Here is an 18,103-nt window from a genome sequence, read left to right as displayed (position 1 = left end):
TATACTGTCCACATGGCATCTTCTTGTTCGGGCCTGCTGCCGCGATGAGCGCTAGTTCGCCCGGCCGGTGGCGCACCTTCGCGGCGCTCCGCGACCTCCGGTTCCGCTGGCTGCTCGTCGGCCTCGTCTGCTCCTTCCTCTCGCTGACGATGCAGAACCTAACGCGGGGCTATCTCGCCTACCAGCTGACCGGGTCGAGTGCGGCGATCGGGCTGGTGCTCGTGGCGTGGGGGATCCCCATGCTCGGCCTCGGCCTCGTCGCTGGTGTCGTCGCAGACCGCGTTCCGAAGCGGAACGTCCTCCTTGCCACGCAGTCCACCCTCGGGCTGAGTGCCCTGCTGACTGCGCTGCTCGTCCACGGCGGAGCGATCCAGTTCTGGCATCTTGTCCTTATCGGCGTTGTGCAGGGCGTCGCCTTCGGCTTCAACGTGCCGACGCGGCAGGCGATCGTCCCGGAAGTGGTCCCGAAAGAGCGGCTCGCCAATGCGGTCGCCCTCGTCAATGCTGCCTCAAGCCTTGCCAGCATCGCGGGCGCTCCGCTTGCCGGCGTGATCATCGCCATTCCCGCGCTCGGGGTGGCGGGGTCGCTCTACCTGAGCGCTGCCCTGTATCTCGTCGTGCTCCTGATGTACAGCCATCTCCCGGCACACTGGCCGACAAGCCGCTTCCGCAGTTCGATCGTGGGAGACCTCCTCTCGGGATTCCGGTATGTCGCGCGCTCGAGCCGGCTCCCGCTTCTGCTCGTCATGGGCTATGTGCCGTGGGTGGCGGCGCAGCCGTATCAGCAAGTGTTGCCGGCGTTCGCGGCAGGAGCGTTGGAAACCGGTTCGGAGGGGCTCGGATTGCTGATGGGGGCCACCGGCGTCGGCGCCCTCGTCGGCTCTCTCGTCGTGGCCACTGTCGCGACCTCTGCCAATAAGAGCCGCATCCAACTGGGCGCGGGGCTGCTGTTTGGGGTCGCCCTGCTCCTTTTTGGGCTGTCACCCTGGTTTTGGGTCTCGTTTGCGCTGCTCTTCATCACCGGCGGGGCTGCCAATGCCTATATGTCGCTCAACCAAACCCTGATTGCGGAACATACCGCTCCCGACTACTTCGGCCGCGTCCTCTCTGTCTCCAGTCTCTTCTCGGCGGTCGGGCCGATCGCTGTCCTGCCTTACGGCTGGCTGATGGACGTGATCGGAATGCGCCAGACCGTCGCCGGCAGCGGGATGGTCGTCCTGCTCTTTCTCCTTGCGGTCAGCGCGATCCATCCGGACTTGCGCCGCCACGAGCGCGGGGCGCTATCATCGACCGAACGAACGCCACGGCCGGCGGAGCTCCGCCGCTGACCGGGAAGGATGCCATGCCCTTTGGCCTGCTCAAACCCCGCCCCCCTACGCGCCGCAAAGTGACGTTCGCCGGCGGCGCCCAGCTCGCCGAGGGAGAGGCGCGCCGTGTCTATCTGGGCGGCCGGCTGCTGATCGTCGCCAAGGTGGGGGGACAGTTTTACGCCATTTCCGCCCTCTGCACCCACTGGCCCGAGATGATCGAGCCGCAGATTATCCGCGGCTGTGAGGTGCGCTGCCCTGTGCATTGGGCGACCTTTGATCTCCGAACCGGCAAAGCGACCGGCGGGCCGACCCGGAAAGGCGTTCCCGTCTTCCCCGTGACCGTAAGCGGCGACGACCTCCTGATTGAGCTTCCCGACTAGCACCCTCATCGCCCGGGGCGTTCTGCGGAAAACGCGCGGGGGTATTGGGCATGGTCGGCTGCGGACGCGCGCTTTGCTGCGGAAGGGAGGAATGATGGCAGACGACCTTTTGGTAGAGCGGAGAGCAGTCGAAGCTGGCGGCGAAACGATGATCATCACGCTCAACCGCCCGGAGCGCGTCAATGCCTTGACCGAGCGCATGCTGCAGGGGATCCATGCGGCGCTCGACGAGGCAGAGCACGATGACGCTGTCCGCGTCGTCGTCCTGCGCGGTGCGGGACCGAAAGGGTTCTGTTCCGGCCTTGACCGTGCCGAACTGGCGCGCCTTGCCGAAGCGGGGCGTCGGATGGATCTCTTCGTCGGACCTGCCGGGATCTATCCGACAGCAAAACGGGTCGACGCCTTTCCGAAGCCGGTCCTGTCGCTCATCCATGGGCACTGCATCGCCGCCGGCGTCCAGCTTGCGACCGCGGCCGACCTCATCATTGCCGCCGAAGGCGCCAAGCTCGTCGAGCCTGAGATGCGGATGACCGGCTTCAACGACGACAGCTGGGCGATGCGCCTCGGGCGAGTCCTAGGGCCTGTCCGCGCAAAACGGTATGTCCTCCTCGCCGAGCCGATCTCTGGGCGCGAGGCATACGAACTGGGGCTGGTCAGCCTTGTCGTTCCCGATGAGGAGCTGGCGGCGACTGGCGACCGGCTTGCGGCACAAATTGCGAGCTATCTGCCGCACGTTGTCTCGAAAACGCTCGCGCTTATTGACCGCGGCGCGGGCAGAGTCGAGTAGCCCCGCGGCCGCTCAACTGATGCGGCGGAAGGTGATCGTCACGATCTGCTTCGCTTGCGGCGACTCGCAGTCGTTATTCGTCTCGAAAGTGACGATATCGGAGACCCGGACGCCGCTGCCGTCGATCATCCAGGCGCGCCATCGGCCGATGACCATCCCGCGCCCGCTCAGGCTGGCATCGGTCCATCCCGGCTCGTAGCCGGCAGCTCCCGTCGGGTTGGTGATGATCATCGGCTGGTCGGGCAGGCGCCCGTCCCAATCGATCTGAATGCGTTCGCCGTTGATCGGCTGGCCGCCGGCGTCGACGACCGCGAGGCGAACGAGCGTGAAGCCGCACTGCGGCGCAAAGGCGATGCTGCTGCTGCGGTAGCGTTGTCCCGGCTCGAGCGGCTGCGCCGGCTCAAGCGCCAGTTCAACGCGCTCAATGGCGGGGTCGAGCAGCCCTGCCTGCGACTTGAAGTAGGTGACCCCCGGCGGGCAGCTGACGGGAACCCAGCTCGCGCTCCCGTCGCTCCACAGCGTGACATACTCCACGCACCCGTTGACGGTCAGCTGCGGGTAGCTCCGGCTGCTTCGGCTGAGTTCAACCGTAATCCCATCGCGAACGACGCGCTCGACGATCACGATCCCCGGCTCACAGCGGAAGGGCGTTGCCGAGTAGCTGCCGTCGGACCAGAGCGCGACATACCACTCGCACTGCGGCGTCAGCCGCTGAGGAAACCCGCGCACCCAGACGGCTTCACTCTGCGCCGCCGCGCTCGGCGGCGCCGCGGGGAAGAGGAGCGCCGCCAGCATGCTGAAGAGGATTGGCCATCGCATCAGCGAACACCTCATGGCAGAACAGTTGACCGGCGAGTCGTCGCCGGCCGCAAGAGCGTCTCCGCTCAAGCAGTATAACGAGCAAGCGCTCTTCTGGTCGCACGGCAGGAGCCGGGGCGCCGCCTCCTCCCGCGGCAGAAGAAATGTTGCATACCGGCATGGTGCGCGGCACAATGCGTTTCCAAGTGATGTGCCGCCATTCTGCCGCTATCACCGGCACGATTGGCCATCGCCGGCGGGGATACTGCGTTTTAGGGATGCGCCGACATCCTCGGGAGGGAGGCTGATGCGCGGTTCTTGTGGTCGTCTTCTCGCTCTTCCCCTGCTCCTTCTCACTGCGTGCGCCCCGGCGGCGCCGGTTTCACCTGCCACGGGCGGCACGACCGCGCCGGTGGAAGTCCGCGAAGAGAACCAGTCGCTGCGGGTGATTGCGGGTTCCTTGATCGGCAACCCGACGCCTCAGGCGTCGAACTCCAACGCCTACCAGTATTTCCCGCTCTACGACAGCCTCACCGTCTTCGGCGAAGACGCCAAGGTGCTGCCGTGGGTGGCGACGAAGTGGGAGTCCTCGCCCGACGGTTTGACGTGGACATTCACCATCCGCAACGACATGACGTTCTCGAACGGCGATAAGCTCACCGCCGAGGATGTGGCCTACACCATCCAGCAAGTCTTGACCAAGCGCTGGCCCCAGCTGACCTTTATTTCCACCGTCACGGAAGCCCGCGCGACCAGCCCCACGACGGTCGATCTCGTCACGCGCCAGATCGACGTCACCCTGCCGTCCGGCACGACCTATCTCTGGATTGTGCCGAAAGAGTACATGGAGCGGGTCGGATTTGAGGCGTTCGTTCAGAAGCCGGTCGGCTCTGGCCCCTATGAACTCGTCGATTTCCGTGTTGCCGACCGCATTCACTACCGGAAGCGTTCGACCCCTCACGCCTTCCGCAAGCCGATCCCCGACGAGATTCTCATCCGCGCCGTAGTCGATGGCAGCCAGCAGGTCAACGGTCTGCGGACCGGCGAGGCGCACATTGTTGCGGGCCCGACCTACCAAGCCGACGCAGCAGAGATCTTGAGGCGCGAGGGCTTCACCATCATCAACAAGCCGACTGGGATCAGCGCGATCCGGTTCGCGCAGAGTGTCTACGAAGCGAAGAACTCCCCCCTGAAGGATAAGCGCGTTCGGCAGGCGCTCAACTACGCCGTCGACCGGGTTACGCTGACCCGCGTGCTCTTTGGGAGCTATGGCCGGCCCGACAGCCAGTTCTCACTGCCAGGAAGCCAGTATTACGACCCGAGCGTCCCGATCTGGCCGTACGACGTTGCGAAAGCGAAGCAGCTGCTCGCCGAAGCGGGCTACCCGAACGGTTTTAAGGTCGAGATGGACTATTCGGTGTCGATGAGCAGCCCCACTTTGATCCAAGCCATTCAAGGCTATCTCCGCGAGATCGGCGTCGAGGTGAACGCCAATCCCTTTGAGCAGGGGGTGTTTGTCGATAAGGTGTATGCCCGCGCTGGGCAGACGATCAGCGAGATGAGCCCGGGCGGCAACGGCGATACGAACGGATTCAACTCGGGCACTCGCGTCTTCATCGGCTGCGGCCGGCCTTCGCCTCAGCAGTATTTCTACTGCAATCCCGAGTGGGACCGCTTGATGGACGCCGCCTATGCTGAGCGCGACGATGCCAAGCGTCGCCAGCTCTTTCTCGAAGCAAATCGGATCATGCGCGACGATGTGCCGATGATCTTTCTCTATACTGCCGACTCGCTGCTGAGCCACAGCCCGAAAGTGCGTGGCTGGCAGGTGCCGATGCCGCTCTCGTTCCGATTCGACGAGGTGTATCTCGTCAAATAATCCTCGGACGAGCGCAGGAGGAACGTGCGCGCGACCGACCTTGCCATCGATGCCTTCAGCCGCATTGAGGAAGATCTGACGCGGATTGTCGCCGGCCTGACGGTTGAGCAGCTGCGCTGGCAGCCCCGTCCGGACGCAAATCCCATCGGCTGGCTGGTCTGGCACCTGACGCGGGTGCAGGACGCCCAGATCTCTCACCTTGCCGGCCAAGAGCAAGCGTGGATCGCGGAGGGCTGGGCAGAGCGCTTCGGGCGCCCGCCCGCTCCGCGCGACCTTGGGTTCGGCGATACGCCGGAACAGGTTGCTGCATTCAACCCGGTCGATGGCGACACTTTGCTCGCCTACTACCGGGCGGTGTGGGCACGCACTCGCGCCTATCTCGAATCCTGCACCGATGAAGCGCTCGACCGGGTGCTGAACGAGCCGCGGTGGAACCCCATGCCGACGGTCGGCGTGCGCATCGTCAGCACGATCAACGACTGCACTCAGCACGTCGGTCAAGCAGCGTATGTGCGCGGCCTTCTCGAAGGGAGAGGGTGGCAGCGGTTTTGAGCCGGCCGCGAGCGCGAGGAAGCTGAAGAATGAGCGCGTGCGCCCCGTCGGCTGCGCTCGCTGCTGGCGCGCCGGCCTGACTGTCGCGGGCGGCCGTTCGCTTCACGCCTCGGCGTCGGGCGCATCGCTTCCCTCGCTCTCTGCGGAGAGCGCAGCAAGCGCTGCGGGGAGGTCGGTCAGCGCCCGCACCTCGGCGTGCGGGGGCGGCAGGTCGTCGGGAAATGGCGCCCCCTGGGGGTTGAACCAGACCGTCCAGAGCCCCACGCCCCGCGCAGCGGCGATATCGAGGAGAGGATGGTCTCCGACATACACCGCCTCGAGCGGAGAGAGGTCAGCGGCAGCGAGCGCAGCGGTAAAGATCCGCGGGTCAGGTTTCCGAGCGCCGGCTTGGTCGCTGCACATGACGATCTCCATGAAGCAGTCGAGACCAAGATGCCGCAGCTTGCCTCGCTGGAAGCGCTCCTCATCGTTTGAGATGATGCCGAGACGGTATCGTCGCGCCAGCCGGCGAACGGTGTCGCGCGCGCCAGGGGTGGGAACGATCGGCGCGTAGCAGGAGCGAAAGGTCTCGACGATTTCGGCGGCGAGCGCGGTGCCGGCAAGTCCGAGCCGAGCGAGCACGTGGTCGATGCCGCGGCGCGAGTGCTGCCCGTCCATTGCGGCGACGGCGTCGGCGACGAGCGCATCAAGGTCGAACCGCGGGTCGGCGCTGGCAAGGCGGGCGAGCGCGAAGCGGGCGCGGGCCGGCTGGCTGCCGACGGTATCGCAGAGCGTATCGTCTAGGTCGAAAAAGATCGCGCGGATCGACACCTCGCTATTGTCGCCGATCGTCTCGCGAGCAGGGTTGATTCCCGCGCGATGAGGGCCGAGAATCGGCGCGTGGATGATCGTGCCCGGCGGCTGCCGGCGTTCCTTGCGGCGCGGCCGAAGCCGTATCTGATGGCGCACCGCGGCGCCTCTGACCACGCTCCAGAAAACTCGCTTGCTGCCTTCCGGCTCGCTCTCGATGCCGGGGTCGAACTGATCGAAACCGATCTCTGGTTCACGGCGGACCGTCAGCTCGTCTGCCATCACGACGCCACGCTCGACCGGATGACAGGAACCGCCGGGCGAATTGACCAGCTGACGCTGGCCGAGATCCAGCGCCGGCCGATCCGCTCGCGCTTCGACGACCGCTTTCCGGACGAGCGTATCGTCTCCCTTGCCGAGCTGCTCGCCCTTGTTCCCCCCACGGTCATCCTCGTTCTCGAATTGAAGGACCCCCGGTTCGCCGACCCCGAGTGGGCCCGCCTCCTCACGCGTCAGCTCGACGACCGTCTCGCCGCGGCGAGTGTTATCGTCATCTCGTTCTCCTTGGAACGCGTCCTGACCGTGCGGTCCGTCGACGAGCGGACGCCCACCGGGCTGATCACCCTGCGCGACCCGCGGCCCGCTCAGCCGGTCGACGTTCTCGGGCCGTTTTGGCCGCTGCTCGTGATCAATCCGTTCTACGTGCGGCGAGCGCACGCGCTGGGAAAATGGGTCTGCCCGCTCGATCTGGCGCCGCAGCGCCGGCTCGGCTGGTATCGCCGTCTCGAGGTCGACGCGCTGCTGACGAACGATCCGGCGGCGCTGGCTCGGCTCCTTGGGCGGAACGAGCCGCCGGGATCCTCTCAGCCGCGAGGAGCGGCGGCGACGCCGAACTGAGCGAGCGCAGCTAGGCAGACGACGGGCACGGCGCCGCGCCAGAGCAGCACGCCGGCGGGTCAGGCGATCGCCGGCGGCTGATTGCCCGCCTCGCGGGCAGCGCGCCGGACATCGACGCGCGAGAGGATGAGAAGACCGAGCACAAAGAAGATGATCAGCGAGAGGATCGCTTGGCGGTAGCTCCCCGTGAACTGCAGGGTCAGACCGAAGAGGAGAGGGCCGATCCAGCTGGTGCCGCGCTCGCTCACTTCATAGATGCTGTAGTACTCTGCCTCCTGTCCGCGCGGGATCATCTGGGAGAACATCGATCGGCTGAGCGCTTGGCTCCCCCCGAGGATGAGACCGATCAGCACGGCCATCAGCCAGAACTCAAGTGTGGTCCGGAGAACCGCGTAGGCATAGACGACGACAAACGTCCAGAGAACGAGCGACCCCATCACGGTCCGCTTCGCGCCGAGACGGCTTGCGATCCAGCCCATGCCCATCGCCCCGAAGAAGGCGATGAACTGGAGCACGAGGATAACAGTTGTCAAAGTGGAGAGCGGGATCCCGAGCTCTTCTTGGCCGAACTGGGAAGAGAGGGCGATCACCGTCTGAATCCCGTCGTTGTAGAGCAGATAGCCGATAAGAAAAACGACCGTCTGCGGATAGCGCGGCAATTTGGAGGCGGTCTGCCACAGCTGCTTCAGGCCGACGCTCACCGGGTTCTCCCCGGGCGGGAGGTGCTTGATCGGCTGCCGCTGGCGGAGCGCGAGCAAGGGGATGACGGAGAAGATCGCCCACCAAATGCCCGCCGACCCGAGACTGATGCGCGCTGCGTCGCCTTGGCTGAGCCCAAGGGCACTGGCTTGGGAAAACAGCAGGAGATTGAGCGCGAGCAGGGTGCCGCCGCCGAGGTAGCCGAACGCCCAGCCTTGGGAGGAAACGCGGTCGCGCTCATCCGGGGTGGCGATCTCGGGGAGGAAGGCATTGTAGAAGACAATGGAAGCGCCGAAAGCGAGGTTGGCCACGAGAAAGAGCGCTCCGCCGAGCAGGTAGTTCGTTCCTTGGACGAAGTAGAGACCGGCCGTTGCGAGCGCCCCGAGGTAGGCGAAGACCCCCAGCATCAGCTTCTTGCGCCGCGAGTAGTCGGCGATTGCTCCCAGCATCGGCAGCACAAGAACTTGGAGAAGCACTGAGGCCGAAGTAAGGTAGGCGAAGAAGGAGCCGGCGAAGACAGGGATGCCGAAGGGGTAGACAAAGCCGCCGCTATCTGCGGCCGCTCGCGTCACCGTGGTCAGATAGGGGCCGAGAAAGACGGTCGTGACGGTGGTTGAAAAGGCGGAGTTCGCCCAGTCGTAGAAATACCAGCCGACCTGCTCCCGCCGCTGGACAGCCGCTTCTTGTTGGACCATCGCCGCGCCCCTTCTTTCGCCGGAGGCCAGTGTAGCAGGCGTCCGCGGCGAGCCGCCGGCCGCCGGTGCCGGTTTTCCCGTACGCTACTCTCATGCGGCTCGGGGTGCTTGGCGGGACATTTGATCCTGTCCATCTTGGCCACCTGATTGTGGCGGAGAGCGCGCGCGAGGCTGCGCAGCTTGACCGGGTGCTGTTCGTCCCCGCGGGGCAGCCGTGGCACCGGGGAGAGCGGCCCCACGCCAGTGCTGCCGACCGGCTGGCGATGGTCGAGCGCGCGATCGCGGGCAATCCCGCCTTTGCTGTCTCCCGCGTCGATATCGACCGCCCGGGGCCAACCTACACTGTCGACACCCTCGAGGCGCTGCGCCGGCAGTATCCGGACGCCGCGCTCATCCTACTGCTCGGCCAAGATGCCCTCGCGCAGTTCGCTAGCTGGCGTGAGCCCGCCCGGATTGCGCAGCTCGGGGAGATCGTGGCATTCGCGCGGCCGGGCGCTCCGCCGATCGACCTTGCCGCTCTCCATCCGGCTATTCCCGATGCTCCTCTCCGCGTCCGCTTCCTCGATTCGCCGCAGATCGGGATCAGCGCGACGATGATCCGGGCGCGCGTGCAGGCCGGACATTCCATCCGCTATCTCACTCCAGACCCCGTGGTCGCATACATCGCCCAGCGGCGCCTCTACCGTCGGGGCCAGTCGTGAGGAGCAGCGGCGGCACCCGGGCGCCGGTGCCCGGGGCCTCTCGCGGGAATGCGCTACGGAAGCGGCGAGGTCACTGCGCGCCAGCCGGGGGGCTTTGGCACGCTCTCACGCTCGAGGCGAGCGCAGGATGCTCTTGCGGCCGGCGGTGCGCTCCGCCTGCTGGTTCGCCTGCGCGATCGCATCCTCCGCCGACGGCGCAGGGTCCTCGAGGTGCCCGAGCACCTCACCGCGCTCGGAAAGGCGTCGGCGAACGAGGCCAGACGGTGAACCGGGCCGCTTTTAAACCGGCCTCCACTTCTATCGCCCCATCTCCGGACAGGCGAAGATGACCGCATCGCCGTTGCGAGGTTGCTGTGGATTCCTGCGCCGGTCGCTCGTCCCTGTCGGCGCTGACGAAGCGGGGGCGGAGAGGGCGCTCTGCTCGCCAGCGTCGACCGGCCGTGAAGAAGAGGCGGCCATCCGAGGAGTACCGCCTCAAGACGATGGCGGGATACTCGTCGACCCCCGCAAGCCGCGCGCCCGCTTCCCCGCAAGAAACTTAGCGGTCGCATCGGCGCTCACCGCGACGCTCACGCCTCATGCAGCCGCTCCGCTTCTTGGGGCTGCGTTGGCGCTCTGGCGGCAGGCGGGCGGGGCAGCAGCTGTCCGCGGGAGGCTGCCTGTTACTGGAGCCGTCTCAGCGCGGCAATGCGCCGGTAGAGCGCTCGCTCGGCCGGGCCAAGGCGGACACCGCGTCGGCTCATGGCGATCTCTGCCGTCTGGAGGAAGCGCTCAACCTCATACTCCTCCATCCCGGTTGCTCCTCCCCATGAAAACGGCGGAACCGCCTTTGGCAAGAGCCCCCCGCCGAAAAGATTGACCGCCGGCCCGACCACCGCTCCCGAGGTTAGGAGCGACCCGATCCCGAGCCGGACGTGGTCGCCGAGGAAGCAGCCGATCTTGCGTTCACCCGTGTCGCGTTCGCCGTCAGGGAGCGCAACCCGAACGGTGCCGTACGTATTCTTCAGGTCGCTCGTTGTCGTCAGCGCCCCCAGATTGCACCAAGCGCCGATGGCCGAGTGTCCGATGAAGCCGTCGTGGTATTTGTTGGTCCAACTGTGAAAGAGCGAGTGTTCGACCTCGCCGCCGACGCGGCAGCCGGGCCCGAGGCTGGTCCCCGCGCGCACGCGGGCGCCGGGCATCACTTCGGCTGACGGCCCGATCGCCGCTGGCCCTTGGACATAAGCGAGCGGATGGATAACGGCCCCTTCGCCGACGAGAACCGGGCCCTCGCGCGCGTCCAGCACTGCGCCGGCTTCCACCTTCGCCCCTGCCTCAATCCGGATGTTCTCTGGGCGGTAGAACGAGGCAGCCGAGGAGATCACGCCCGCTCGCTTCTGTCCCCCCAGCCGCTCCCAATCGGCGGCGATTTCGGCCGCATTCAGTTGGACGAGATCCCACGGCTGCTCGACCCACGTCCCCTCTTCTTCGCCGACGGGGATCCCCTCGATCGCCTCGAGCGGAGAGCGGCCTGCCCGGATCAGGCTGCCGAAGCGGCGAGCGCGCTCTTCCCCCAACAGGGCGACCATCACGCGGTCGCCGTCGCGCACGGCGTATTCGTCGTGCGCTGGCAGCTCGACAAGGTTTTCGACGACGCTCCGCCAAAATCGCGCTGCGTAGAGCGTGCGGCCATTGAGAAACCAGGTTGGGCCTTCGGCGAGCGGCTCGTTGACGGGAGGGGTGTCGCCTCGTTCTGCGACGACCGGCGCGAGGGCGTCGCTGACAAGAAGACCGATCCGGCCAGGCGCGATGACGGCGATCTTTTCCCAGAGGCGGAGCGCTCCCAGCCGCAGGTCGATGGCAGGGCGGGTGAGGGTGAAGGGGTAGATCGATTGGCTGTCGTCGAAAACCCGCAGCCGGCTCGGCGACATCATGCGCGCGCTTCCGCTGCGAGGCGGGTGAAGATCGCCCCAACTTTTGCAGCGTCGTGGCGGATCGTGTCTTCCTTCTGCCAAAGCGCTCGGGGCGGAGCGTCGTGTTCAACGAGATCGGCGGCGATGACGCGCACGCCCCGCCGCTCAAGCTCCTCGCGCTCCGCCGGCGAGAGCGAAAGGAGATGCCGACCAGCCGCCGCGTGCCGGGCGATGAGCGGGGCAGCGGGACGCCCCTCGTTCACGAGCACCGCGTCAATCGCGCCGCGGGCGGCCGCGATGACCCGCTCAATCTGGGCGACCAAGGGCATGCCGTCGCTTTGTCCCGGCTGAGTGGTGGTGTTCGCGATGTACATGCGGCGGGCCCGACTGGCGACCAGCGCCTCAACGATGCCGTCGACTGCTAGACAGGCAAGGACCGAGGTGAACAGGCTGCCTGGTCCGATGGTGATCAGATCGGCCTCGCGTATCGCTTGGAGCGCCGCTTCCGTTGCGGGCGCTGGCGGCATAACGAACAGGCGCCGGATGGGCGCCTTGCCCGGCCGGCGCACTTCAACTTCTCCCTGCACGAGAGCGCCATCCTCCAGTTCAGCGCAGAGCTCGGCGTTGGCGGTGGTGACCGGGATCACGCGGATGGGCACACCGCCCAGCCGTCCCGCGACGGCAACGGCCGTTTCGAGCGAGCCGGTCGTTTTGGTGAGCACCGCGAGGACAAGATTGCCGAAAGCGACCCCGCGCAGTTCGGCCAGTTCCGGCAGGTCGAGGCGGTAGTCGAACAGCTCGCGGAGGGCGGGCTCCGAGGCGAAGCTGGCGAGGACATTGCGGAGGTCGCCGGGCGCCGGCATGTTGAACCAACGGCGGACGCGCCCGGTGCTGCGGCCGTTGTCGGTCGTGGCAATCACTGTTGTCACGCGCATTCCTGCATCAAACAGCGCGCGCGCGATGAGGGCAACGCCGGTGCCTCCGCCGAGGCAGACGGCGTGAAACGGAAGGGTCGAGGAGGCCATCGGGCGCAAGGATATCAGACACTGCCCGCTGCTGGAGCCCTACAATAGCGTTGCCAAGGGAGATGCAGATGCCTTCTCGCTACTTTACGGTCGAGCAGGCGAACCGGCTGCTCCCCCAGTTGGTGCCGCTGCTCGAAGAATTGCGCGCTCTCAAGCGCCAGCTTGATCGCGTGGGGGGTGAGCACCTTCGCCTGCAAGAGAAGGCGCGCACCAACGGGTATAACCGCGCGGCCGAAATTGCCGATGTGGGGGGACAGCTCGAGCGGCTCATCAATGAGACGAATGACCGGATTGCTCGCCTCAACGCGCTTGGGGTGGAACTGAAGGATATTGAGATGGGCTTAGTCGACTTTCCCAGTCTGCGGCACAACCGGCGTATCTACCTGTGCTGGAAGCTCGGCGAACCTTCCGTGCAATACTGGCATACCGTCGAGGAGGGGTATGCCGGCCGCCAGCCGATCCCCGGGACAGAGACGTGAGCGGGAATGTGGCGGGGGAAGGCGAGCCGCGTGCCTGCCGAAGAGCGGCAGGCGCGGCTGTGAAAGCGCAAGATTGAGGCGTCAGCTCTCCGTGATGGTGACCCATTTTGTGGTCGTCGGAGGGCGGTAGGCCTGCATTTGGCGCAGCAGGCCAGCTATCGAAGAGTCCTCGAGGACAAGCTGCCGGTGCTCCGGCGCGATGAACCCGTGCTCGACCGCAGCGTCGAGGAACCGGATCAACGGGTCGTAGTAGCCGGCCACGTTCAACAGCCCGCAGGGCTTGCGGTGGATGCCGAGCTGCCCCCAGGTTACCACTTCGAAGAACTCTTCGAGCGTCCCGAAGCCGCCGGGGAGAGCGATAAACCCATCGGACAGTTCCATCATGAGCGCTTTGCGCTCGTGCATCGAACTGACGAGATGCAGTTCGGTCAATCCGGCGTGAGCCACTTCCTTGATCGCCAGCGGTTCGGGGATCACGCCGATCACTCGGCCGCCGCGCGCGAGGGCGGCGTCGGCAACGACGCCCATCAGCCCAATCTGGCCGCCCCCGTAGACGAGCGTGATGCCGAGGTCGGCGAGAGTGCTGCCCACCTCTTCGGCGGCAGCCCGATACGCCATGGCGTTTCCGACATTCGAGCCGCAAAAAACGCAGACAGCGTGCATGATGGCGCAACTCCACGGAGTGTCACCTTCAATGATCGCTGTCGAGGCGGCATGTCCGCCATTTACGCACTCAGGTAGTCGCGCAAGCCCGGAAGCTGCCGCTGCTGGCGCAGTTTGGCGAGCGCTTGCCCTTCGATCTGGCGGATCCGCTCGCGCGTCAGGCCGACTTCCCGCGCCACTTCTTCGAGGGTGCGCGAGCGATCATCGTCAAGCCCGAAGCGGAGGCGAAGGATGCGCTGCTCACGCTCTGTCAGCTGCGCCAGCATCGCGCTCACTTCAGCTCGGAGGATGTGATGAGAAGCAGCTTCCGCCGGCGAGACCGCGCTCTTATCCTCGACGAGCTCAAACAAGCGGCCGTCGTCTTCGTCGCCGATCCGCGCCTCGAGCGAGAGAGGACGCTGGGACGCTTTGATGATTTGGTGCACCTTGGCGACCGAGATCCCAAGTTCGCGCGCCAGCTCTTCCGGCAGCGCCTCGCGGCCGGTCTCCTGCTGGATTCGCCGCGCGACGCGCATCATCTTGTTGATCGCCTCGATCATGTGCACGGGTATCCGGATTGTGCGCGCTTGGTCGGCGATTGCGCGCAGGATCGACTGTCGAATCCACCACGTGGCGTAGGTCGAAAACTTGAAGCCGCGCTTGTAGTCGAACTTTTCGACCGCGCGCATCAGCCCAAGGTTCCCCTCTTGGATAAGGTCATCGAGGGACAGTCCGCGATTCAGAAATTTCTTCGCTTCGTTGACGACCAAGCGCAGATTCGCTTCGGTCAGGCGCCGTCGAGCTTCCTCCCCCACAGCAATGAGCGCCTCGGCCTCCGCGATCTCGATTGGATCGAGGTCGCCTTTCTGCAGCTCCGCTTTGGCGAGCTCGCCCTCTTCGATCGCTTTCGCAAGCGACTGTTCTTCCTCTTTCGTTAGCAGCTTTACTGGCCGAATATCGCGCAGATAGATCCCGATCGTGTTTGTGACTTCTTCCTCCTCGCTGGCGGGAGGATACAGGTCGGATTCCTCGGCCTCATCCTCCTCGTCGACGAGGTATTCCGCCGGCTCTGGCAGAAGGATCGTCTCCTCATCGAGGGGAAGGTCATCGGCAGGGACGCCGAAACTGAGTGGAACGACATCATCGTAGTGGGAGATGCCTCGGCCCATATCGTCTCTCACCTTGCGCGAAGTGCGGCAGGATGTCCGCTCAGGCATACATACGCAGGCGCAAAGAGCGCCGTTTCAGCGGCGCCGCACGCGCAAGACGCGGTCGTGCCCGGCAAGATCACGAACGATATCGACCGACGCTGTCGGGAACGCCCGCTGCGCGAGCGCGGCAGCGCGCTCCCCTTGGTCGTGCGCGATCTCGCAGAGCAGCGTTCCGCTTGGGGCAAGCCGCGAGACAGCCTGACTGACGAGCCGGGCGATGAGGCGCAGCCCGCCCGGGCCCCCGTCGAGCGCAAGGCGCGGCTCCCAGTCGCGCACTGACGGCGGCAGCGCGGCCCACTGGGAGGTGTCGATGTAGGGAAGATTGGCGACAATCAGGCCGATGGGGCCGCGGACACCGCGCAGCAGGTCAGCAAGCACGAGGTCGACCGCGAGCCCAAGGCGCTCTCGATTATGACGAGCAACGCGAAGCGCAGGCAGCGAGCAGTCGGTGGCGGCAATCCGCCAGCCCGGCGCTTCGTCGGCGAGCGCGAGGGCGATCGCCCCTGCGCCGGTGCCGACGTCGATGACGAGCGGCGGTTCTGGCCGCGTCTCGAGCGCGAGATCGACGATCAGTTCAGTCTCAGGCCGCGGGATCAGGACATCCGGGGTGACGACAAGGTCAAGACGACGGAACGGCTGCCTGCCGGTGAGGTAGGCGACTGGCTCGCCTGCTGCCCGGCGAGCGAGGAGAGCACGATAGGCATGATGCTGCTCTGGGGAGACGTGCGTCCGCGCCGCGGTGAGAAGTCCCGCTCGGGAGAGGCCGAGGACATGCATCAGCAATCGCTCCGCGGCGGGCGCCGCTTCTGGGTCGTGGGCTGCGGCGAGGGTCGCCGCCCCGTCGCGCAGCGCTTCCCAGACGGTGAGGCAGCGGTCAGGCGACGACGTGGGCCTCCAGCTTCCGGGTCCGGTCCGCGAGAGCAAGCGCGTCGATAACGGGGTCAAGCCCGCCGTCGAGGATCTCGGCCAGACCGTGAATGGTGAGGCCGATGCGATGGTCAGTCAGGCGATCTTGCGGGAAGTTGTAGGTCCGAATTTTCTCAGACCGCTCACCGCCTCCGACTTGCGCGCGCCGGTCGGCGGCGATCGCCTCTTCCCGCTTTCGCTGTTCCCGTTCGTACAGCCGGGCGCGGAGAACGGCCATCGCCTTCAGCCGGTTTTTCAATTGTGACCGTTCATCCTGACAGGTGACCACAATCCCGGTCGGTTTGTGAAGGAGGCGGACCGCGGTCGACACTTTGTTGACATTCTGGCCGCCCGCTCCTCCAGAGCGGTAGAACTCCATCTCGATATCCTCTTCGCGGATGTCGAAGTCGACCTCTTCGACTTCGGGAAGGACGGCGACCGTTGCGGTTGAGGTGTGGATCCGCCCCTGGGCTTCCGTGGCAGGCACCCGCTGAACGCGGTGAACGCCGCTCTCCCATTTCAGGCGGCTGTAGGCGCCCTTGCCCTGAACCTGGAAGACAATCTCCTTGAACCCCCCGGCCTCTGCTTCGCTCACATCGACGACCTCGACCTTCCAGCGGTGCCGCTCGGCGTAGCGGGCGTACATCCGGAAGAGATCGGCAGCAAACAGGGCGGCCTCTTCCCCGCCGACCCCGGCGCGGATCTCCATAAAGACGTTCTTGTCGTCGTTCGGGTCGCGCGGCAGGAGCGCCAGCTTCAGCTGTTCCTCGAGTTCGCGCAGGCTCGGCTCGAGGCGGGCCAGTTCGTCTTTCGCCATCGCGACCAGCTCCGGGTCGCTCTCTTCCTCGAGGATCTGCCGCGCCTCGCGGATCTGATCTTCTGTCTTGCGATATTCACGGTAGAGCTCGACGACAGGCTCGATCTCAGCGCGTTCGCGGTTCAGCTGGATCAGCCGCTCGTAGTCGCGTAGGGTCGCCGGGTCGGCGAGCTCGCTTGTCAGGGCTTCGTAACGACGCACGACGGCGTCGAGGCGGTGGTACATATTCGGGCACCTCGTGGGCGATGGGCAGTGGATGGCGCTAGGTGTCAGCGAGGAGAGCGTCGGCGACGTCCTCCAGCCGGAGAAGGCGGGGCTCGCCCCCGTGCAGCGGCTTGACTTGAGCCTCGCCCGCTGCCAGTTCATCGGGACCGAGAATGATGGCGTATCGCGCCCCAGAGGCGTTGGCGTGCCGCATCTGCCCTTTGAGGCCGCGCCCCCCCACCGGGCCTGCCGTCGCAATCCCGCGCCGCCGCAGCGCCGCCGCAAGAGCGACCGCTTCTGTGAGGGCCTCCTCATTGACCGCGACGAGATAGGCGCGCGGGGGCTCGGGCGGCGGCGCCTCCATGCCGGCCTTCTTCTGGTTGAGCACGATCCGCTCGAGCCCCGTCGCAAAACCGACCCCCGGGGTCGGCCGGCCACCAAGCTGCGCGATCAGCCCATCGTAGCGGCCTCCTCCGCCAATCGCGCTCTGGGCGCCGGCATCGGCCGGCTGGTACTCAAAGACCGTGCGCGTGTAGTAGTCGAGGCCGCGAACGAGCCGATGGTCGATCTGCCATCGCCGCCCGAGCCGATCGAGGTAGCGTGTCAGCGTCGCGAAATGGACGGCGCAAGCATCGCACAGCCAGTCGACGCTGCGGGGAGCGTCATCGCCGATCTGGCGGCAGGCGGGATGTTTGCAATCCAGCACCCGCAGCGGGTTCCGCCCCAATCGGCCGCGGCAGTCGGAGCACAGTTCGTCGAGATGCTGGCCGAAGAAGTCGCGCAGCGCCACGATATACCGCGGCCGGCAGGCGTCATCGCCAATGCTGTTGACGAGGAGATGCAGGCCTGACAGCCCCACTTCCTCATACAGCAGGCCGGCCATATCGATCACTTCCGCGTCGAGCGTCGGGTCTCCCTCGCCAATCGCCTCGACGTTGAATTGATGGAACTGGCGGTAGCGGCCTGCTTGCGGGCGGTCATAGCGGAAGAGGGGCCCGATGCTGTACAGCCGGACTGGCTGGGGCCAGGAGGCCATTCCATGCTCAAGGTAAGCACGGCAGATGGCGGCAGTAAACTCGGGACGAAGCGTCAGGGAGTTTGCCCCTTTGTCGAGAAAGGTGTACATCTCCTTCTCGACAACATCTGTCGTCTCGCCGACACCGCGCAGGAACACCTCGGTCGACTCGACGATCGGCGTATCGATCCGTCGATAGCCGTATCGTTGTGCAATGTCGACGCATCGTTCAATCAGCTGTTGCCAATAGGGCTGGTCATCGGGGAGGATGTCTTGCATGCCCCGCGGCGCGCGGTACACGGCTCGACCTCGCTTTCTTTGCCAGGATAGCTGATGGTGAAATCGCCCCGCAACCGCCTCACTTGCCGCAGCAGTGGATGGGTCATAGAATGATTGCGATGCCCGCCAGGAATGAGAAGGGGCCA

The 18,103-nt window shown here is 65.9% G+C and carries 18 protein-coding genes; 8 read left to right on the top strand and 10 right to left on the bottom strand.

Features of this window, described 5'->3' with window-relative positions; all coding sequences use genetic code 11:
• Positions 1-44 precede the first annotated feature (44 nt).
• The 3 genes from NZ773_02025 (at position 45) to NZ773_02015 (ending at position 2,477) form a co-directional block, all read left to right on the top strand.
• Entirely contained in the window at positions 45-1,328 is a 1,284-nt protein-coding gene (locus tag NZ773_02025; protein ID MCS6800703.1) for an MFS transporter, read from the top strand.
• A gap of 14 nt (positions 1,329-1,342) precedes the next feature.
• Positions 1,343-1,690, top strand: coding sequence for a Rieske 2Fe-2S domain-containing protein (locus tag NZ773_02020; protein ID MCS6800702.1), 348 nt, complete (start codon positions 1,343-1,345; stop codon positions 1,688-1,690).
• A 94-nt stretch (positions 1,691-1,784) separates the two neighbouring features.
• Positions 1,785-2,477: an enoyl-CoA hydratase/isomerase family protein gene (locus NZ773_02015; protein MCS6800701.1), complete on the top strand. Its 693-nt coding sequence runs from the start codon at positions 1,785-1,787 to the stop codon at positions 2,475-2,477.
• A gap of 12 nt (positions 2,478-2,489) precedes the next feature.
• On the opposite strand, the gene NZ773_02010 is transcribed toward NZ773_02015, so the two are convergent.
• A complete protein-coding gene (locus NZ773_02010; GenBank protein ID MCS6800700.1) occupies positions 2,490-3,296 on the bottom strand; it encodes a hypothetical protein in 807 nt (268 codons plus the stop codon).
• Between the two features lie 286 nt (positions 3,297-3,582).
• Here NZ773_02010 and NZ773_02005 point away from each other — a divergent pair, with 286 nt between their 5' ends.
• Positions 3,583-5,154, top strand: coding sequence for an ABC transporter substrate-binding protein (locus NZ773_02005; protein MCS6800699.1), 1,572 nt, complete (start codon positions 3,583-3,585; stop codon positions 5,152-5,154).
• A gap of 24 nt (positions 5,155-5,178) precedes the next feature.
• A complete protein-coding gene (locus NZ773_02000; protein MCS6800698.1) occupies positions 5,179-5,706 on the top strand; it encodes a DinB family protein in 528 nt (175 codons plus the stop codon).
• A 102-nt stretch (positions 5,707-5,808) separates the two neighbouring features.
• Here the strand turns inward: NZ773_02000 and NZ773_01995 are convergent, their stop codons facing one another.
• Positions 5,809-6,516: an HAD family hydrolase gene (locus NZ773_01995; protein MCS6800697.1), complete on the bottom strand. Its 708-nt coding sequence runs from the start codon at positions 6,514-6,516 to the stop codon at positions 5,809-5,811.
• A 69-nt stretch (positions 6,517-6,585) separates the two neighbouring features.
• Between NZ773_01995 and NZ773_01990 the strand changes: the two genes are divergently transcribed.
• Positions 6,586-7,392, top strand: a complete 807-nt coding sequence (locus tag NZ773_01990) for a hypothetical protein (GenBank protein MCS6800696.1) — start codon at positions 6,586-6,588, stop codon at positions 7,390-7,392.
• Positions 7,393-7,451: 59 nt separating this feature from the next.
• Here NZ773_01990 and NZ773_01985 read toward each other — a convergent pair whose 3' ends face one another.
• A complete protein-coding gene (locus tag NZ773_01985; protein MCS6800695.1) occupies positions 7,452-8,786 on the bottom strand; it encodes an MFS transporter in 1,335 nt (444 codons plus the stop codon).
• A gap of 92 nt (positions 8,787-8,878) precedes the next feature.
• On the opposite strand from NZ773_01985, the gene nadD reads away from it, so the two are divergent.
• Entirely contained in the window at positions 8,879-9,487 is a 609-nt protein-coding gene (nadD, locus tag NZ773_01980; protein MCS6800694.1) for a nicotinate-nucleotide adenylyltransferase, read from the top strand.
• A 662-nt stretch (positions 9,488-10,149) separates the two neighbouring features.
• On the opposite strand, the gene NZ773_01975 is transcribed toward nadD, so the two are convergent.
• Both NZ773_01975 and NZ773_01970 read right to left on the bottom strand, forming a co-directional pair.
• Positions 10,150-11,400, bottom strand: coding sequence for a putative sugar nucleotidyl transferase (locus tag NZ773_01975; GenBank protein MCS6800693.1), 1,251 nt, complete (start codon positions 11,398-11,400; stop codon positions 10,150-10,152).
• Entirely contained in the window at positions 11,397-12,404 is a 1,008-nt protein-coding gene (locus NZ773_01970; GenBank protein ID MCS6800692.1) for a YvcK family protein, read from the bottom strand. Before NZ773_01970 ends, NZ773_01975 begins: the two co-directional genes overlap by 4 nt.
• Before the next feature lie 68 nt (positions 12,405-12,472).
• On the opposite strand from NZ773_01970, the gene NZ773_01965 reads away from it, so the two are divergent.
• Positions 12,473-12,883, top strand: coding sequence for a DUF2203 domain-containing protein (locus NZ773_01965; protein ID MCS6800691.1), 411 nt, complete (start codon positions 12,473-12,475; stop codon positions 12,881-12,883).
• A gap of 81 nt (positions 12,884-12,964) precedes the next feature.
• Here the strand turns inward: NZ773_01965 and NZ773_01960 are convergent, their stop codons facing one another.
• From NZ773_01960 to hisS, 5 genes are all read right to left on the bottom strand, one after another.
• On the bottom strand, positions 12,965-13,546 hold the full coding sequence (locus NZ773_01960) for a TIGR00730 family Rossman fold protein (protein MCS6800690.1): 582 nt from the start codon (positions 13,544-13,546) through the stop codon (positions 12,965-12,967).
• A gap of 62 nt (positions 13,547-13,608) precedes the next feature.
• Positions 13,609-14,694 (bottom strand): sigma-70 family RNA polymerase sigma factor, encoded by a 1,086-nt coding sequence (locus NZ773_01955; protein ID MCS6800689.1) that lies wholly within the window; start codon positions 14,692-14,694, stop codon positions 13,609-13,611.
• Positions 14,695-14,769: 75 nt separating this feature from the next.
• A complete protein-coding gene (prmC, locus tag NZ773_01950) occupies positions 14,770-15,660 on the bottom strand; it encodes a peptide chain release factor N(5)-glutamine methyltransferase (GenBank protein ID MCS6800688.1) in 891 nt (296 codons plus the stop codon).
• Positions 15,611-16,684: a peptide chain release factor 1 gene (gene prfA / locus NZ773_01945; GenBank protein MCS6800687.1), complete on the bottom strand. Its 1,074-nt coding sequence runs from the start codon at positions 16,682-16,684 to the stop codon at positions 15,611-15,613. Before prfA ends, prmC begins: the two co-directional genes overlap by 50 nt.
• A 37-nt stretch (positions 16,685-16,721) precedes the next feature.
• The gene (gene hisS / locus NZ773_01940; protein MCS6800686.1) at positions 16,722-17,978 is read right to left on the bottom strand and encodes a histidine--tRNA ligase; all 1,257 of its coding nucleotides are present in this window, start codon (positions 17,976-17,978) and stop codon (positions 16,722-16,724) included.
• Between the last annotated feature and the right edge of the window lie 125 nt (positions 17,979-18,103).

This window comes from Dehalococcoidia bacterium, assembly GCA_025054935.1.
Classification (GTDB): Bacteria; Chloroflexota; Dehalococcoidia; order SpSt-223; family SpSt-223; genus JANWZD01.
Note: the sequence above shows the minus strand (reverse complement) of the source record. Positions and strands in the feature narration are given on the sequence as shown.

Bases quoted from the DNA above. Each gene is read 5' to 3' on its own strand.
- prfA (MCS6800687.1), bottom strand. From the start codon at position 16,684: ATGTACCACCGCCTCGACGCCGTCGTGCGTCGTTACGAAGCCCTGACA.
- NZ773_02010 (MCS6800700.1), bottom strand. From the start codon at position 3,296: ATGCGATGGCCAATCCTCTTCAGCATGCTGGCGGCGCTCCTCTTCCCC.
- NZ773_02020 (MCS6800702.1), top strand. From the start codon at position 1,343: ATGCCCTTTGGCCTGCTCAAACCCCGCCCCCCTACGCGCCGCAAAGTG.
- NZ773_01975 (MCS6800693.1), bottom strand. From the start codon at position 11,400: ATGATGTCGCCGAGCCGGCTGCGGGTTTTCGACGACAGCCAATCGATC.
- NZ773_02005 (MCS6800699.1), top strand. From the start codon at position 3,583: ATGCGCGGTTCTTGTGGTCGTCTTCTCGCTCTTCCCCTGCTCCTTCTC.
- NZ773_02025 (MCS6800703.1), top strand. From the start codon at position 45: ATGAGCGCTAGTTCGCCCGGCCGGTGGCGCACCTTCGCGGCGCTCCGC.
- NZ773_01965 (MCS6800691.1), top strand. From the start codon at position 12,473: ATGCCTTCTCGCTACTTTACGGTCGAGCAGGCGAACCGGCTGCTCCCC.
- NZ773_01955 (MCS6800689.1), bottom strand. From the start codon at position 14,694: ATGGGCCGAGGCATCTCCCACTACGATGATGTCGTTCCACTCAGTTTC.
- NZ773_02015 (MCS6800701.1), top strand. From the start codon at position 1,785: ATGGCAGACGACCTTTTGGTAGAGCGGAGAGCAGTCGAAGCTGGCGGC.
- NZ773_01960 (MCS6800690.1), bottom strand. From the start codon at position 13,546: ATGCACGCTGTCTGCGTTTTTTGCGGCTCGAATGTCGGAAACGCCATG.
- NZ773_01970 (MCS6800692.1), bottom strand. From the start codon at position 12,404: ATGGCCTCCTCGACCCTTCCGTTTCACGCCGTCTGCCTCGGCGGAGGC.
- NZ773_01985 (MCS6800695.1), bottom strand. From the start codon at position 8,786: ATGGTCCAACAAGAAGCGGCTGTCCAGCGGCGGGAGCAGGTCGGCTGG.
- nadD (MCS6800694.1), top strand. From the start codon at position 8,879: ATGCGGCTCGGGGTGCTTGGCGGGACATTTGATCCTGTCCATCTTGGC.